11 protein-coding genes and 1 pseudogene are annotated in these 16,823 nt (G+C 42.7%); 11 read left to right on the top strand and 1 reads right to left on the bottom strand.

Features of this window, described 5'->3' with window-relative positions; all coding sequences use genetic code 11:
* The 8 genes from csaB (at window position 1) to raiA (ending at window position 7,401) form a co-directional block, all read left to right on the top strand.
* A complete protein-coding gene (csaB, locus tag JR334_06195; GenBank protein ID QRN86788.1) occupies window positions 1-1,113 on the top strand; it encodes a polysaccharide pyruvyl transferase CsaB in 1,113 nt (370 codons plus the stop codon).
* A complete protein-coding gene (gene murJ / locus JR334_06190) occupies window positions 1,106-2,650 on the top strand; it encodes a murein biosynthesis integral membrane protein MurJ (protein QRN86787.1) in 1,545 nt (514 codons plus the stop codon). The genes csaB and murJ overlap by 8 nt, the downstream gene beginning before the upstream one ends.
* Window positions 2,647-3,696 (top strand): undecaprenyl/decaprenyl-phosphate alpha-N-acetylglucosaminyl 1-phosphate transferase, encoded by a 1,050-nt coding sequence (locus JR334_06185; GenBank protein QRN86786.1) that lies wholly within the window; start codon window positions 2,647-2,649, stop codon window positions 3,694-3,696. The genes murJ and JR334_06185 overlap by 4 nt, the downstream gene beginning before the upstream one ends.
* Entirely contained in the window at window positions 3,686-4,930 is a 1,245-nt protein-coding gene (locus tag JR334_06180) for a competence/damage-inducible protein A (protein QRN86785.1), read from the top strand. The genes JR334_06185 and JR334_06180 overlap by 11 nt, the downstream gene beginning before the upstream one ends.
* A 1-nt stretch (window position 4,931) precedes the next feature.
* Entirely contained in the window at window positions 4,932-5,624 is a 693-nt protein-coding gene (locus tag JR334_06175; protein QRN86784.1) for a hypothetical protein, read from the top strand.
* A gap of 148 nt (window positions 5,625-5,772) precedes the next feature.
* Complete coding sequence (locus JR334_06170) at window positions 5,773-6,267, top strand: ComF family protein (protein ID QRN86783.1); 495 nt, start codon at window positions 5,773-5,775, stop codon at window positions 6,265-6,267.
* Window position 6,268: 1 nt separating this feature from the next.
* Window positions 6,269-6,457: a hypothetical protein gene (locus JR334_06165; protein QRN86782.1), complete on the top strand. Its 189-nt coding sequence runs from the start codon at window positions 6,269-6,271 to the stop codon at window positions 6,455-6,457.
* Between the two features lie 410 nt (window positions 6,458-6,867).
* Window positions 6,868-7,401 (top strand): ribosome-associated translation inhibitor RaiA, encoded by a 534-nt coding sequence (gene raiA, locus JR334_06160; protein ID QRN86781.1) that lies wholly within the window; start codon window positions 6,868-6,870, stop codon window positions 7,399-7,401.
* 244 nt (window positions 7,402-7,645) lie between these two features.
* On the opposite strand, the gene JR334_06155 is transcribed toward raiA, so the two are convergent.
* Window positions 7,646-8,809: an IS110 family transposase gene (locus tag JR334_06155; protein QRN86780.1), complete on the bottom strand. Its 1,164-nt coding sequence runs from the start codon at window positions 8,807-8,809 to the stop codon at window positions 7,646-7,648.
* A 243-nt stretch (window positions 8,810-9,052) separates the two neighbouring features.
* Between JR334_06155 and secA the strand changes: the two genes are divergently transcribed.
* From secA to JR334_06140, 3 genes and pseudogenes are all read left to right on the top strand, one after another.
* Window positions 9,053-11,542 (top strand): preprotein translocase subunit SecA, encoded by a 2,490-nt coding sequence (gene secA / locus JR334_06150; GenBank protein ID QRN86779.1) that lies wholly within the window; start codon window positions 9,053-9,055, stop codon window positions 11,540-11,542.
* A gap of 6 nt (window positions 11,543-11,548) precedes the next feature.
* Window positions 11,549-12,683 (top strand): annotated as a pseudogene (gene prfB, locus JR334_06145) (peptide chain release factor 2).
* Window positions 12,673-16,782, top strand: coding sequence for an SIR2 family protein (locus JR334_06140; protein ID QRN86778.1), 4,110 nt, complete (start codon window positions 12,673-12,675; stop codon window positions 16,780-16,782). Before prfB ends, JR334_06140 begins: the two are co-directional and overlap by 11 nt.
* The last annotated feature ends 41 nt before the right edge of the window (window positions 16,783-16,823 follow it).

Raw genomic sequence — 16,823 nt, 5'->3', positions numbered from 1 at the left:
ATGAAACGAGTAGTATTGGTGGGCTATTACGGATTCAACAATACCGGGGATGAAGCAATCTTATATAGCATTATCCGTAGTATGAAACAGAGAGACAAGAATGTTGAAATTACTGTTTTGTCAAACAATCCGGAAAAGACAAGCAAGGTTTATGGTGTAAAAGCCAGGAATCGTTGGAAATGGCTTGAAGTGCTTTCTACAGTATTTAATCATGACATACTGGTTTTTGGGGGTGGTAGCCTTTTGCAGGACGTGACCTCGACTAGGTCGTTGGATTATTATCTGATGATTGCTAGGGTTGCAGTATTGCTGCGGAAGAAGGTTTATTTCATGGCCCAGGGTATCGGACCTTTTAAGCAGAAAAGATCACGTGAAAAAGTGGTTTCCCTGCTTAATAGGGTTGATGTGATTACGGTTCGAGACAGAGACTCGAAGCAGGAACTACTGGATTTGGGTGTAACCAAACCTCAATTAGAAGTCACGGCTGATGGCGTGTTTAGTTTGTACAGAAATGAAGTGGAAAAGCATCCTGGTGAAAAAGTGCTAGCTCGCAATGGTATTGAGGGCGAAAAGTTAAATCGATTGATTGGTTTTTCTGTCAGGGACTGGGCGGACCTTAGCAACTACAAGAATATACTTGCTAAATTGGCTGATGCGTTGACAGGAAGTGGATACCAGGTAGTATTTGTTCCTTTCCATTTTCCAGATGACGTTTCATGTGCTAGGGATATTGCCAAATTAATGGTGGAAGATGCCGTAGTTATGAAGGAACAATATAATACGGTGGAGATGTTGGGCATAATTGAGAAGATGGACCTTTTTATCGGCATGCGGATGCATAGTATCGTAATGGCTTCAATTATGGGGGTACCAGCCATCGGATTGTCTTACGATCCGAAGATTGAGGCAGCAGTACAAGCTACAGGTCAGACATTTGGTGGCCGTGTAGAGAACTTAGATATTGATAAGTTGTTGCACACAGCGAAGGAATTATTGATGGACCGGGATGCAAGCTCGGTGGCGATACTGGAACGAGTGGATAAATTGCGCTCCAGGTCTAGAAAGAATATGGATATATTAGTGGATTTGATGGGAAAAAAGAGGCATGAGTAGTTTAGCAAAAGCGACCAGTGTTGTGCTCATTCTCAATATGCTATCTAAGGTTCTGGGTTTTGTTCGAGACGCTACACTGGCAGCGTATTTTGGGACTTCAGGGATAACGGATGCCTATTTGGTAGCGTATACGTTTCCCTATTCATTACAAGCCGTTTTTGGAATGTCGTTTCTGTTGGTCATGGTTCCGTTATTGACAAAGTACATGGCAGAAGGGCGCAAGAAAGAAGCCTATGGCATTGCGAGAGATGTTAGTTTGCGGTTGGTGCTTATTTTAGGTGGAATCGTCATAGTGGGTGAGGTTTTGGCTTTTCCCCTTACGCGTATGTTGGCGCCGGGATTTACAGCGGAAAATCTAGCGCTTTCGGTAAAATTGACTAGAATTATTCTGCCTTCGATTGTCTTTATGGGAATGGCGATGCTTTTCTCCGGAATTTTGAATGGAGAAAAAAGATTTGCACTTGCTTCTTTTGGACCGGCTCTGGCCAATTTAGTTGTCATCGGAAGTATAGTGCTTACGGCAAGAAAATTGGGTATTCAAGGTGTCGCATATGGTACCTTGATGGGATTTTTTGCGTTTTTTTTAATGCTCTGGGTTGGGGTGCAAAAAAAAGGTTTTCGGCTTTTTAGCCATGCTAACTCCAACAAGCCAGAAGCCCTACGGGTATTACGAGATATTTTGCCGGTTACACTGAGTGTGTCTGTAAATCAGTTCTTTCTTATGATTGCTCGGGGATTTGGAAGCTCATTGATTCCCGGAACTATTTCTGCACTTGAATTTGCAGGTCGCATCATTAACCTGCCAATCGGGGTTTTTACCGCAGCCGTAGTAACCGCAAGCTATCCAATGCTTGCAGAAACGGCCCTTAAGGGAGATCGACAGGCCCTGAGCGAGAATCTCTTGGGAACGATACGATTAATCCTATTGGTCATGGTTCCAGCGGCAGTGGGTTTGGTCGTTCTTAGAGAACCTCTAATTGGCCTGTTGTATCAAAGGGGTGCATTTGATCAAGCAGCGGTCACTCTGACGTCAGAAGTCTTGGTATATTATGCTTGGGGCATGATTGCTATGTCTGTGAATTTGGTGTTAACCCGGGCCTACTTCGCCGTTTCCAATTACAGAGGACCCCTGATTGCAGGCATAGTAGCCCTCGTGATTCATATAGCCATCAGTGCTGCTTTGGTTGATACCTTTAACCACAAGGGATTAGCAGCGGCTTATGCAATGGCCAATGTAGCTTATGCCATATTTCTCATGATTGGGTATAGGAAATATATGTTGTCTGATAATCTAAAGGCCCAAGGGCGGGTGGTCATAAAATTTATTTTGGCTGCTGCCGTGATGGGGTGGAGTGTTTTGAGTGTGAAAGGATTTCTTCTAAATATGCTTCAACCTGGAACCTTGGGAACATTGATACTGTTGCTTATTTGTGGGGCGCTTGGTGCTATCGTATATTTCTTATTCTTAGCAGTCCTAGGTTATGATGAACATTTGAAGTACTTTCGAAAGAGACGGAATGAGGGGGCAAACCTATGATTGCTGAAATATTATTACTTGGAACGATAGCGACGGTGATTTCACTGTTATTAACACCAATTGTTAAGCGACTGGCCATAAAGATTGGGGCGGTTGATTATCCAAATGAACGTAAGGTGCATGAAGGTGTGATGCCACGTCTTGGAGGCTTGGCTATCTTTCTTTCTTTTTTGGTGGTTTCGCTAGCGTTTGCAGAAAAGAGTAGTACTTATACTGGTCTTATCTTGGCGGACCTGATTATTGTGTTGACGGGAATTGCTGATGACACGAAAGGTCTAGGACCAAAATTGAAACTGATGGGGCAAGTTTTAGCGGCCTTGGTATTGGTCGAGTTTGGTTTTCGCATTAACTTTATTGTTTTTCCCATTACCTCGTATATATTTTTAGAAAGAGCAAGCGTTATTGCGACCGTTCTCTGGCTTGTGGGTGTAACCAATGCTATCAATCTGATTGATGGCTTGGATGGATTGGCAGCAGGTACGGTTCTATTTGCCGTGTTTTTTATTAGCGTTAGTGCTTATCGGATTGGACTGATGCCAGCGGTACTGTTAGGTGCAATTTTTGGTGGCTCCATTTTAGGATTTCTACCGTATAACTTTAATCCTGCCAGCATATTCATGGGAGACACTGGTTCCATGTTATTAGGATTTAATGTTGCTGCCTTGGCTATCCTTGGGATGACAAAAAGTGTAACTGCGATTTCTCTATTACTTCCCGTAGTAATCTTGGGTATTCCCATCCTAGATACGTTATGGGCAATATTAAGACGGGCTAGTACCGGTAAGAAAATTTTTGAAGCAGATAAGAAGCATTTGCACCATAGGCTCCTTAATATTGGTCTTAGCCACCGGAATACAGTACTGACTATTTATGCGATTGATGTTGTGTTGGGTGTATGTGCCATGTTTATTCAATCACTAGGGTCATGGTGGTCCTTGGTTATTTTGGTTGCACTAGCAGCACTGTTAATTACAATGGCGGTAAGACTAGGCATTGCAAGTGATGAAAAATTGGATGCCAAACAGGAGGAAGAACATGAAAGCTGAAATTATTTGTACTGGAACAGAATTGCTTTTGGGTCAGATTGTGAACAGCAATGCCCAAATGTTTTCTAGGGCATTGGCTGAAGTTGGAATTGATTTATATAAAATTACGACAGTAGGGGATAACAAGAAAAGAATAGAAGAGGCCATTCAGATGGCGGCTAGTTCAGTAGATTTGATTATTTTAAATGGAGGGTTGGGACCTACAGAAGATGACCAAACTAGAGAGGCCTTGGTGAGCGTCCTTGGCTTAGGTGAAACGGTGCATCAACCCACATTGGATAAAATTCGGGCTTATGGAAAAAAATGGAATCTTCCTTATTTGAAAAATAATGACAAAGTTGCCTTGGTACCTGAAAAAGCAGTAGTTTTTGCCAATCCAGTAGGTACTGCGCCAGGTTCCGCGGTGGAAATGGATGGACATACCTATATTCTAACACCGGGTCCACCGCATGAATTGGAGCCTGTACTTAATCAGCTAATTCTACCCTGGCTTAAACAGGAGTTTGGTTTGACAGAACGTATCCTTTCACGTGTTATGAAGGTGGCTGGTATCGGCGAATCCACAGCGGAAGAAAGAGTTCGGGACTTGATTGCCTCAACCAATCCTACGCTAGCACCGACAGCAAAAAGTGGAGAAATTCACTTCCGAATTACTGCTAAGTCTAACGAGGAGGGTGAAGCAATTCAACTCCTTGACCAAATGGAGAGTGATTTTAGGGATCGTTTAGGCTCACATGTTTTTGGCAAGGATGATGACACGTTAGAACAAGCTGTGGGACGTTTGCTGCTAGACAAGGGCTTAAGCATTTCCTGTGCAGAGTCCTGCACGGGAGGACTCTTAACGTCAAGTCTGACAGACGTACCAGGCAGTTCAAACTATATGCAATTTTCTGCCATAACATATAGCGACCAATGGAAAGAAGAATTTTTGGGTGTATCGAAGGATGTATTGCTAAAACGAGGCGCTGTTTCTGCCGAAACAGTCCAAGCCATGGCAGCAGGAATACGGAAAAAAACGGGTGCTGATATTGGTGTAGCCGTATCTGGTATAGCTGGACCGGATGGAGGAAGCTTAGAAAAACCAGTGGGTTTAGTCTATGTTTGTGTTGACTACAATGGGACGTCTCATGTCAAAAAACTGCTGCTTTCTGGCAACAGATTGCGCAACAAGTCTATGAGTGTTAAACGAACCTTGGCTTTCCTTTATGCGGTATTGGTAGAAGCGGAGGCGTAATATGCACGATAATCAGGGAATCAGTGAAGATGATGTGCGAATGATTAAGCATATTGATTCTTTAGTCCCGAACCAGAGTAATTCAGATTTACTGTGGGAATTGGCGGAGAAGGCCACAATTGTAGTGGCACACCGGTCTCTGGAACGATTAAAAATGGTATCGTCTATTGTGGAAGCAAATCGGGCCTATAATTGGATTAAAAACACGCAAATTGCTGAAGAAAAGCGCATGCGGGCATTAGATGTTCTGGCTGTATGGCTAAAGCATGAGCGAAAAGAATGCGGGGAGTCTAGTCTATATCAGGATGGTATCTGCCTATTAAAAGATTGCTTTTTTGATAAGAATCCCTATTTTTCGAAGGGAACGGTAGTGGCATTGGGGATAGCAGGTGGACATAGTGCGCTGGATGCTTTGTTTTCGTTAGCTGTTTTGCCTGCCGGTCGGTTGATCCGGCCGGAATTGTATGAAGAATCCATTCAAGTTGCAGCATATGGGTTGGATGATTTTTCAGAGTATTTGGAAAAGTGCAAGGAAGAAAATCCACGACTAAAGATTTATCTGGCATCATTCCAACCTGAAGTAAAAGCTGCAGGTAAGTTTACAGTCTATCCAGCCAATGACTATATGGCCCTTGCAGTCAAAGCACAGGGCGTTAATTACAAACAGTTTAAGTATCTAGTGGGGGAACGATAAGATGCATATATTTAGGCGAGACCCGCGATGTCCCTTGTGTGGAAGTGCCAAAAAAGAGCAGGAAATGTTGTGTGTTTCCTGTCGTCAAAAAATCAATAATTTTCAACAACATAATCCTCTGCTTGCAGGGGATTTTCTTTTATATCGTGTGGCGTCATACAAGGATTTTAGACAGGTACATTTAAAGTTTAAATATGGCGGACAAACGCAATTGGCCAAGACCATGGCCATGCTCATGCTTCAGGCTTACCTAGGCAATATTCCGGATGCAAGCCAACTGCCTGCATTGATAACCTATGTACCGAGCACCGGAGTTCGTGTGGGACAAAGGGGCTACAATACGGCGGAGCTGTTGGCAAAATGGTTGGGCCGGTATATGGACAGGCCAGTTCGGTGTCTTCTGAAGAGGAAGAATTCACCCAAGCAGACCAACCTAGCTACTACCGAGCGCCGTGAAAATATTCACGGTGTATTCACAGTGAACCAGAGCATTCAAAAGAGATGTATAAATTTTGAAAAGCAAAGGGTACTGCTCGTTGATGACGTATTTACATCAGGTGCAACCATGACAGAGGCAGTTTGCACTTTGAGTGCCTGCGGTTATGCCCATATTGTAGGAATTTGCTTTTTGGCAAAGCACTAGAATGTCCACAATTGGAACGCTTTATCCGTGGGGAAAAACAGGGCTTATCCACAATATCCACAATGACTTTCAGGAAGAATTAATGAAAAAAAAGGGTGAAAAATGCAAAATAGTGCTTGACATGAAAAAGGGAAAATTTGTTCGATTGTGGATAACGATGAAAACAAGAATATCTTTATCTAGTGAATAAAATTTGTAAAAATATTCAGAGAGTAACTTCTATATGGCAGAGTTTCTGGAGGCATAAAATGACTAGAACCCTTGATATATAAGGGCTTAAAGGAATAAAAAGATCGATTAATACCGGGCAGGGGTAGTAAAGTTTACATAAAATAGGAAGAAGGGATTTATGGACAGATTAGCCACTTATCCACATTATCCACATTTTCATGAATCGGCTGGAATGTCCGTTTTATGGGCAATTGTGAAAATAGGGATTAAAAGATAGAAAAGAACTATGTGGATAAGTGTGGATAAATAACCCCACACTTATTTTATGAAAAATAGGAGTTAGTCCAAAGAAATTTTTCTATTTGGCAGGGTTTCTGGACTGTCATAAGGAATATAGTACTATACAACATAATAGAGGAGGTCGAAAGTATGAAAGTATTAGTTAGAACCAAAGGCACTGAGGTAACCGATCCTCTGAGAGTTTACGCAGAAAACAAGCTCCAAAGCATGGATAAGTATTTTGATGATGATGCAGATGGTGCTGTGCTACTTCGAGTAGAAAGTGGTGTCCATATTGCAGAATTAACAGTTCACTACCATAGCTATTTCCTTAGAGCCGAGCAAAGATCTGAAGATATGTATTTGAGCATTGATCGCGCTTTAGATAATTTGGAGAAGCAGTATTTAAAACACAAAGAAAAATTGGATCGTAAGAATAAGAACCGCGGGGTAAAAAAAATTAATTTAGAAGCATTCAAGCAGGATAGTGAGCCTGTTGAAGAACCCGGCATTATTCGGAGAAAGAGTTTCCAATTGAAGCCGATGACTGAGGAAGAAGCCGTGATGCAGATGGATATGTTGGGACATACATTCTTTGTATTCACCAATGCAGCCAATGGCAATGTCAATGTAATTTATGCTAGAAAAGATGGTCACTATGGAATAATTGAATCGGAACAGTAAATATCTATAAAAGACGCCGGAAATCCGGCGTTTTTTTATGTATAAGTGAAGGTATTCATGAACGAAATGGGTTATAATAAGCAGTGTAGATTTTTTTAGCACACTTCAATTAGAGCTACTTAAAGACTAACTATATGAAGTCAAGCAAAACATTTAATTGTTCAAGAGAACTATAATGGGGATTTTCGCATCATAAAAAGACGTAGCAATTTTGCTACATGTGGCAAACAATTTCAACTAGTTACTACTGCTCGACGTAGTTCTGGTTGCTAGACAATAGTTTAAAGATGACCCGGATCAGCTTTTTAGTTGTATGAGACAGAGCGACATAGTGATGTTTGCCTTCAGAACGTTTCTTCTTATAGTACTCTTTGAAGGTCGCATCTCGCATCACAATCAACCTGGCGGCTTGCAAGAGGGCCCAGCGCAAGTAAGGGGATCCTCGCTTGACCATTCTGGTTTGAGTCGCTGTGAACTTGCCAGACTGATGTGTGGATGGATCCAACCCTGCGAAGGCAAGCAGCTTAGCGGGAGATTCAAACCTGGTGATGTCTCCGATTTCCGAGAGGATGACAGCTGCCAACCGATGGGAAATGCCAGGTATGCTGAGCAAGGGAGAATTCAGTTCACCAACAAGCTGTTCAATTATTTGATCCAGCTCTTTAATCTCGTTCTGCAGGTTTTGTATCAAGTGAATGGTTTGCTTAAGTTCATAGGATAAAGATGGTGAACATGTGCCAATAGATGTTCTGGCAGAATCACGAATAGCTACAGCTTCTTCTTTTCCATAACGTCCATGGGAAGCTTTACTAAGGACATGAGTAAGCTTGGTTAGGTGAGCATCGGCAATTTCTCGAGTGTTAGGAAAAGCCAGTAGGAGCTGATAGACAGAAGCCTGATGGATAGACCAGACCAAGGCTGGGAGCTCCGGGAAAACGATATCTAACAATCTAGTGATGGACATTTTGTAAGAAGCTCTGGTTTTGACAAGACGCGATCGGTGTCTAGAAAGTGACTTGAGCTCTCTATGGTGGTAAGATACAGGTGAGTGGGATTTGAAGTCACCTGTTCTGAGCATCATAGTAATGGTTTTTGCATCAACCGAATCTGTTTTGGTCTTTCTAAGCGTTTGAGCTTTTCTGAAAAGACTGGTTTGCAGAGGATTGAGAATAATCACGGGAAGATTGTTTTCTGTCAGGAAGTTGATGAGATTATTGCTGTAATGTCCAGTGGCTTCAAGTCCTATTAGTATTTGCGAGTGACTCACGTCAGGAATGGTTTGCAGTAATAGGTTGAAACCCTGGCGAGAGTTTTTGAAGGTGAATACGTTATGGATGATTTCACCCTCCGAATCAACAATAAAGCAGTCATGTTTATTCTTGGCGACATCGATACCAACATAGATCATAGTGACACATCCTTTACTAAAAAGTTGCTGCGCTCCACAAGCATCTATGTCATGTAACCTTGCCCGAGATAAAACATCTACGTGTTATCTAACTCATTAACAAAAAAACATAGAGATGTGGTTAGAGCCTTTACGAAATAGTCAAAGCTATAGGAGAAAGCACTAATCCACAGCACTATGTAAATTATATCAAAATACTTTTGAACTATAGCTTGCTATAAGTTCATAATACAAGGAGAAAACATGATTAAAAAAATTATGGGGTTATTTGATGAGAATAAAAGAGATCTCAAAAAGTTGGAGCCCTTGGTAAAGAAAATTAATGAAATTGAGCCTTTGATGCAAAAACTAAGTGATGTAGAGTTGAAAGCAAAAACACCTGAATTTCAGGCTAGAGTGGCCGCGGGTGAGACGTTGGACCAGCTCTTACCAGAAGCTTTTGCTGTGGTTCGTGAGGCGGCAGTTAGAGTACTCGGTATGCGTCACTACGATGTGCAGTTAATCGGGGGGATCGTATTGCACCAAGGCCGTGTGGCTGAGATGAAGACTGGTGAAGGTAAGACCTTGGTTGCTACCTTGCCTTGTTATTTAAATGCTCTTACAGGAGATGGAGTTCATGTCATTACAGTCAACGACTATCTAGCACGAAGAGACTCAGAATGGATGGGTCCCCTCTATGAATTTTTGGGGCTTTCAACTGGACTCATAATCCATGGTGTGGAGCCGGAAGTACGAAGAGAAGAATATAAAAAGGATATTATTTACGGAACAAACAATGAGTTTGGGTTTGATTACCTGCGGGATAATATGGCCAACACCCCAGAGAGATTGGTTCAACAAAAACTGAATTACGTGATTGTGGATGAGGTGGATAGCATTCTGATCGATGAAGCTAGAACGCCACTCATCATTTCCGGACAGGCGGATAAGCCGACTGAGCTTTACTATACCATTGCCAAAATGATTCCTATGTTGAAACGGGATGTGGATTTTACAGTTGAAGAAAAGGAAAAAAATGTAATCCTGACAGAAGAAGGTCTTTCTCGAGTGGAAAAAATCTTGGGGGTAGACAGTATCTATGAAGGGGCAAATGCAGAGCTAGGACACCATGTTAACCAAGGACTTAAGGCTCACATGCTGATGAAGAAAGATGTCAACTATGTGGTGAGAGATGGTGAAGTGGTCATTGTAGACGAATTTACCGGAAGGTTAATGTTTGGACGGCGCTATTCTGCTGGCTTACACCAGGCGATTGAGGCAAAAGAGAATGTTAAGATTGCAAGAGAATCGCAGACCCTAGCAACGATTACTTTCCAAAACTATTTCCGTATGTATAAAAAGCTTTCTGGTATGACTGGTACAGCCAAGACTGAAGAACAGGAGTTTACCTCCATTTATGGAACCGATGTAGTAGTTATTCCAACCAATAAACCAACGGTTCGTATTGATGCGGATGACCGGGTATATCGGACAGAACAAGGTAAGTATGAGGCAGTCGTGGAAGAAATCGTAGAACGTCATGCCGGACGTCAACCGGTGTTAGTAGGAACGATTTCTATTGAAAATTCTGAGATGCTGGGCCGTATGCTGGACAAGAAAAAAATTAATTACCAAATTCTTAATGCCAAGCACCATGAGCAAGAAGCTGAGATTGTATCACGTGCTGGTGAAATCGATATGGTAACGATTGCTACCAATATGGCTGGACGTGGAACAGATATTGTTTTAGGAGAAGGCGTAAAAGAATTGGGCGGATTACATATTGTGGGTACGGAGCGTCATGAGTCTAGACGTATTGACAATCAATTGAGGGGACGGGCCGGACGTCAAGGCGATCCCGGTTCAAGTGTGTTCTTCGTTTCGATGGAAGATAAAATCATGCGCTTATTTGGTGGAGAAAACATGAAGGGCCTGATGGATAAGATGGGTATGGATGATTCGATGCCGATTAACCATCCCTTGCTTAGTAAATCGATCGAATCTGCCCAGAAAAAAGTAGAGGCGAGAAACTTTGACATTCGGAAGAATGTATTAGAATACGATAACGTGATGAACCAACAGCGGGAAGTGATTTACAAGCAACGACGTCAAGTATTGATGGAGGAAAATCTGCGAGAACAGGTCCTAGGCATGATCGACGATGTAATTCGAGAGTCCATTGGTCGCTTTGACCATCAGAGTGAATTTGTGGAAGAATGGGACTTAGATGGACTGTTGGCTTTTGCCAGTCAGACCTATTTCCCTGCGAATGCTCTTAAAAAGGACGAGTTACTTAAATTATCTCCTGAGGAGGTTGCGGAACGCTTTATTAAGCAGGCACATGATCTTTACCGGATTCGTGAACAGAAGCTCACCGAAGAGGTCATGCGTAAATTGGAACGCATCGTACTTCTCAAAGTGGTGGATGAAAAGTGGATGGACCACATTGACGCGATGGATGATTTGAAGGATGGTATTGGACTTCGTGCCTATGGTCAGAGAGATCCTTTGGTAGAGTTTAAGTTTGAAGGCTATGACATGTTTGAAAACATGATTGCGAGCATTAAAGAAGATGTAACAAGGCTGATCTACAGGGTCATGTTGGTTGAACCCCAACAGACAGCTAGGAATTTACATCAAAACCGGGGTGAGGACACCGAAAAAAAACCGGTTCAACGGAGCAAGAAAATTGGACGAAATGAGCCATGCCCTTGTGGTAGCGGGAAAAAATATAAGCATTGCTGTGGAAAGTAGGAAAATATGAAGAATCAGATGGAAGAATATAGTCGTAAAAGAGAACAACTGGAGGCGTTAGAACTAAGGCTTAGGAGCTCTCTTTGACTTAGCCGGTAAAGAAGTTGAAATTCAGAAATTGGAGCAGCAGATGACTGCGCAAGATTTTTGGGACGACCGTGAAAAAGCTGAAAATACAGGTCGCAAACTGAATGACCTTAAGGCTATTGTGAATCGCTTTGCAAAGATTGGCGAGACATGGGAGGAATTAGGGGTCCTAGAAGAGTTGATGGAGATGGAGGATGATGATTCCCTAAAGCTCGAATGGGATAAGCAAATCGAGATGTTGGAGACTGTGCTGAAAAAGACTGAGTTGGAGACCTTGTTCGCTTCACCGTATGATGCTCTAGATTGTATCATGACGCTTCATCCAGGTGCGGGTGGTACAGAAAGCCAGGATTGGACAGAGATGCTTTACCGTATGTATCTACGTTGGGCTGAAGCCAACGGTTTTGCGACGGAATTATTAGACTACCAAAATGGTGATGAGGCGGGTATTAAGAGTGTAACCTTTGGTGTTTCCGGCCGTCATGCATATGGCTATTTAAAATCCGAAAAGGGTGTGCACCGATTGGTCCGCATATCTCCTTTTGATACAGCAAGCAGAAGACATACAAGTTTTGCCAGTGTGGACGTAGTTCCGCAGATGCCAGAAGAAGAAGCTGTGAGCATAGATGAGGCAGAGTTAAGGATTGACACGTATCGTTCAGGTGGGGCAGGTGGACAGCATTTGAATAAGACGGACTCAGCTGTGCGCATTACACACTTGCCAACAGGGATAGTGGTACAGTGTCAAAGTGAACGCTCCCAGCATAGCAACAAGGCTGGAGCCATGAAGATACTGCAAGCCAGACTATACGAAGAAAAAAGGAAAAGAGAAGAGGCAGAGCATGCTAAATTGCGTGGGGCTAAGGGCGAAATAGCCTGGGGCAGCCAGATTCGTTCATACGTTTTTCATCCGTATAAGTTGGTTAAAGACCATAGAACAAACATTGAAATTGGAAACATTGACAAGGTTATGGATGGAGACATCAACCCTTTTATAGAAGGGTATCTGCATGCTATGGCAGAAAAACCGAAGGAGGAACAAGGTGGAAAGTAAAGCGATTATCGATTTACAGACGGCAATAGCCCTTATAGCTGATGCAAGTCGTGAAAAGGGGCAGTCATTTTTCTTCTATTATGGCGCTGGTGTTTCCTCGCCTACGGTACCGTTGGCTGAGAAAACCTGTGAGAGTTGTCTTGCATTCAGGGATAATAGTAAACGGGATTATGAAAACCGACTGGATGATCACTATACGGAAATACTGAGGGAGTCATTTACGAAAGATGACGATTTAAGTAGCTTCATTCATGCGCAGACCAAGGCAAAACCATCGGAGGCGATTCAACTTCTAGCTCGTATTTTGGTTGGCCGTATTTCCTCTGGACTAGCAGTAACTGGCAACTACGATACAACCCTAGAACAGGCCGTTCGAAACATGGGGGAAGATCTCTTCGTTTGGGATGAATGCCCTAAAGAAAAGCTTCTTCCAAATGAAATAAATCTGGTATATCTTCAAGGTTCTAGAAGAGAATATCGTCTGCAAGGCCTTAAAAGTAGACTGGCAAATTCTCCATTGGAGCAGGAAAGTGATGAAAAAGAGGCTTTTCTAAAAGCACAACTGGCGGATAAGGGTTGTTTCGTGCTCGGCTTTTCAGGTAGAGAGGACAACTCGTTTATGAGGGCTTTGGCCCAAAGTCTGAAAAATAAGGAACAAGGTACCAGTATTTATTGGTTTCTACACCAGGAGCAGGACTATTACGCGCTTCCATCATGGCTAAAAAAACATCCAAGGGTATTTTTTGTTGGAAAGACTAGTGAGAAAAGAGAGACTTTTTCCTTTCCACAAGAGAAGACGAGCCGAGTACTACAGGTATCGTGTGCAGAATTTCTACCATTGATAGAAACCCAAAAGCTTACTGCAGTGCAGGTGCTAAGGGAACTTGTGCGGGAACTCTCTGTTCCCTTACCCAATCTTATAAGCAATCCTATGCAGTTTTTACAGACTAAGCAAAAACACTTTTTAGCAGAATATGGGCTGAGTGATGCTTTGCTGATTCAAAATAAACTGGATGGATACACACTTCAAACGAAGAAAAATACTCCTATCGATGCAGTACGCGAAAAACTTTTGTCCTTCCAATATGAGCAGGCAGCAGAAGCTTTGCTTGCTTTTGAACCCAAAACCGTGAAAGAACAAATGGATAGCTATTTGCACATGGTTTTACAGACGGTTCAAGGTCTGGGGACCCAAAAGACGGCGAAGGCTCTTTTGGAAAAAGCACTTGCTTTGACAGATAAAACCAAAAAAGGAGAAAAGCTGGATTTTAAAGCAGCACTTCGTACCTGCCTGGGACTAACATTAGAATGCAGTGGAGATGATGTAGGCGCATTACAAAAATTCCAAGAAGTATTGGATCTTTTGAAGAATGTAAAAGCAGAAAACAAGGGCCTGGACGATTACCATGACGTAGCTTTGCTGCATCTTTCCTTGTGCCATATGAGGGCAGGTAGAAGCTCTGAAGCTATTGCTGCAATGAATACCGCCTTTCGTGCACAGGCTAACCTAGGTAGAGAACGTATGTGTAAGGCTTATTTTCTAGCAACTGCCGGTGATTATAAGGTAGCGCATGGAATGCTACGGTCTGAGCATATCGATATGCGTAGCGAGTATTTGGATTTACTTTGTCTATATAGCGAGGGCGAATTTACTGGCCTTGCGGACCGCATCCGGGATTTGTTGAAAATTTTACCACAGGGCGCTAAAACCATGCACCAAAAGGCAGTGCTGTTTTATTTGCTTGCTGACCTGAAGTCTAAAGACGAAAACGGCTATCCCTTGAAGGCTTGGAACAAGCTGATCAATCGTTATGAGAATGCGTTTGATGTCAATGTTCGACGTATTCGGGCGCAGGCATTGCTAAGAAAAGCCAAAGCTTTACGCGATGCTGGTGGTTATGTAGAAGCTATCAAGACCTATGACTTGCTTGATGCGGATTATCATGGAGACTGGGACGATGAAATGCTTCTTTTATGCGCCCAAGGTGCTCTTGCCAAAGCTATGGTCAAAGCGGAACTTGGTTGGCATGAAGAAGCGATGTTGGATTATCAATCCTTCATAGGGGCCTATGAAGGTCTTTCTTCGACTAGAGCAAGAGAGATGATGGCTCAAGGAAAGTATTCCTTGGCGGCCTTGGCCATGGCCTCAGATGAAACTGAAAAAGCGATGGAATTATTCGTAAATATCAGTTCAACCTACGACCGCGAGGAAAGTGCCACTATTCGTACATTTATGGCTACCTCATTATTGGAACTTGCTAAGACGTATCGTCGTCGTAAGGAGTATGAGTCTAGTCTTGACTATATTGATAAGATGTTGCAAAGCTTCAAGGTTTACAAGGATAACAGTGTTGAAAGGGTTCTGTCACTAGGCTATTTGTTTGCTGGCGAAACCTATGTTGAAAACAATTATTTCCAAGAAGCTGTGGAGTACGCAAAGCGTGGAATAACTCGTTTGAAAGAAAGCAAGGATAGCTTTATTACAGACAAGGTAGGTGCGCTTTATTTGGTGCTCGTGTCGGCATTGGAAAACACCCAACATCAAAAAGAAGCGGTCGACGCTGCGAGTGCATTGTTAGAATATGCAGCCGATGATACGAATTTGGATGGGGTGTCTGCCAAAGCACTGGCTAAACGAGGTGATTTGCTTCATCATCTTGGACAGAGTGAAGAAGCCCTACGAGATTATGATCGATATGTAGTTCGTTATGGTAATGAAGCTATTTTGGAAACCAAGGGGGATTTACTGGAAGTTTTCTATAAGCGGGGAAAAATTCAACGTCAGCTAGGACAGAATATTAATGCGCAACGCAGTTTGGATCAAGTGGTACTCTGTGCTAGAGAACTTGAGGATACAAGGTATGATGAGCTCTTAGCCAAAAGCTATTTGGATAAGGCATATATGCATTTGCAGGATGAACAATACGACCAACAGATGGTAGTCTTAACTGAAATGGAAGATTTTTTTAAGAATCGCTCCGGCGAAAATACGGTCATCTACCGGATGCAAGCTCTGTACGAAAGGGCCAAGAGCCTTTTCTACCGCCAAAAGCATGCGGAGGCGTTGATTGACTTGCATCAGGTCCGTACCCTTAGTCCAGACAATGAAGTTGCCTGGGAAGTGTTTAGCCGAGCAGCAAAAATGGAAATTTCTGTGCTTCGGAAGATGGAGGAAGACCAAAAGCTTTGCGGGCTGTCTGAGCTAGCAAGATTGAAACTGCAAAAGGCGCTTTCGGCAGAGACCAGAAAGAACCTGATGGTCATCCTACGTGAAGCCCAAGAAGCGTACAGAAGGCAAGGGAATAACGAAAAACTTGTTATGGGCGCACAAAATATTGTTGAGCTATTTGACCAAGAGAAGGCGCTGGATCAAAGGAAGAACCTGGCGAGAACGCGTTTAGAACGCATGGAAGCATCGTTTACGTTACGCGATAGAAAACAGGTGGAAACTGATTTTATCGTACTCAAGGATGAAATTGGGTCTGAAAGTGATATAGTATTAAAAGAACTGTTGGCCAGAGCAACGTTGATTTATGCTGATATGATGCTTGAAACTGGTGAGCAGAAACCGGCTATCGACCAGTATATGCAGATGCAAGAGATTTTTGGTACCAGCAAGGGGAATTTGGTAGATGAATATCGGTCTCAAGCGCTCTACAAGTTGGGAAAAGCTTTTTCGGGAATAGGTAGTAGGAAAAGAGCGATGAAGGCATATCAAGAGCTGGTAGACACGTATGAGAATCGCAAAGATGAAAATACCTTGATTTATGTATACAAAGGTCTTTTGGAGCTCGCGACACTTTTTTGTGAAAAGCGGTTCGGCTTTTTTGGATCAATTAATGCCAAAAGAGCATATCGAATTTATGATAAAATTTTAGGACGAAAAATCCCGGTATCGGGTGAAGAAGGCGACAAACTTGTGGCAAAAGCTATGCAAGGGAAAGCCAAACTGTGTATGCAGAAAAAAAAGAAAAAAGAAGCGATTCAGTTGATTCAGCTGCTAATAAAGACCTTTGAAACTAGCGAAGAACCGTATGTCCGTTCTTTGGTGGAAAAGGCCCAAGAAGATCTGCAAGAGCTGGGACAGAATAATAAATAACAATCAAGTCAAAAAGGAATTCCCCGAGAATTTCACGGAAC

The organism is Clostridia bacterium (genome assembly GCA_016887505.1).
In the GTDB taxonomy this organism is placed as follows: Bacteria; Bacillota; TC1; order TC1; family UBA5767; genus UBA5767.
The sequence above is the reverse complement of the archived record's forward strand: the minus strand, read 5'-3'. Positions and strand labels throughout refer to the sequence as shown.

Coding starts and splice junctions, on each gene's coding strand:
- csaB (QRN86788.1), top strand. CDS start 1: ATGAAACGAGTAGTATTGGTGGGCTATTACGGATTCAACAATACCGGG.
- murJ (QRN86787.1), top strand. CDS start 1,106: ATGAGTAGTTTAGCAAAAGCGACCAGTGTTGTGCTCATTCTCAATATG.
- JR334_06185 (QRN86786.1), top strand. CDS start 2,647: ATGATTGCTGAAATATTATTACTTGGAACGATAGCGACGGTGATTTCA.
- JR334_06180 (QRN86785.1), top strand. CDS start 3,686: ATGAAAGCTGAAATTATTTGTACTGGAACAGAATTGCTTTTGGGTCAG.
- JR334_06175 (QRN86784.1), top strand. CDS start 4,932: ATGCACGATAATCAGGGAATCAGTGAAGATGATGTGCGAATGATTAAG.
- JR334_06165 (QRN86782.1), top strand. CDS start 6,269: ATGTCCACAATTGGAACGCTTTATCCGTGGGGAAAAACAGGGCTTATC.
- raiA (QRN86781.1), top strand. CDS start 6,868: ATGAAAGTATTAGTTAGAACCAAAGGCACTGAGGTAACCGATCCTCTG.
- JR334_06155 (QRN86780.1), bottom strand. CDS start 8,809: ATGATCTATGTTGGTATCGATGTCGCCAAGAATAAACATGACTGCTTT.
- secA (QRN86779.1), top strand. CDS start 9,053: ATGATTAAAAAAATTATGGGGTTATTTGATGAGAATAAAAGAGATCTC.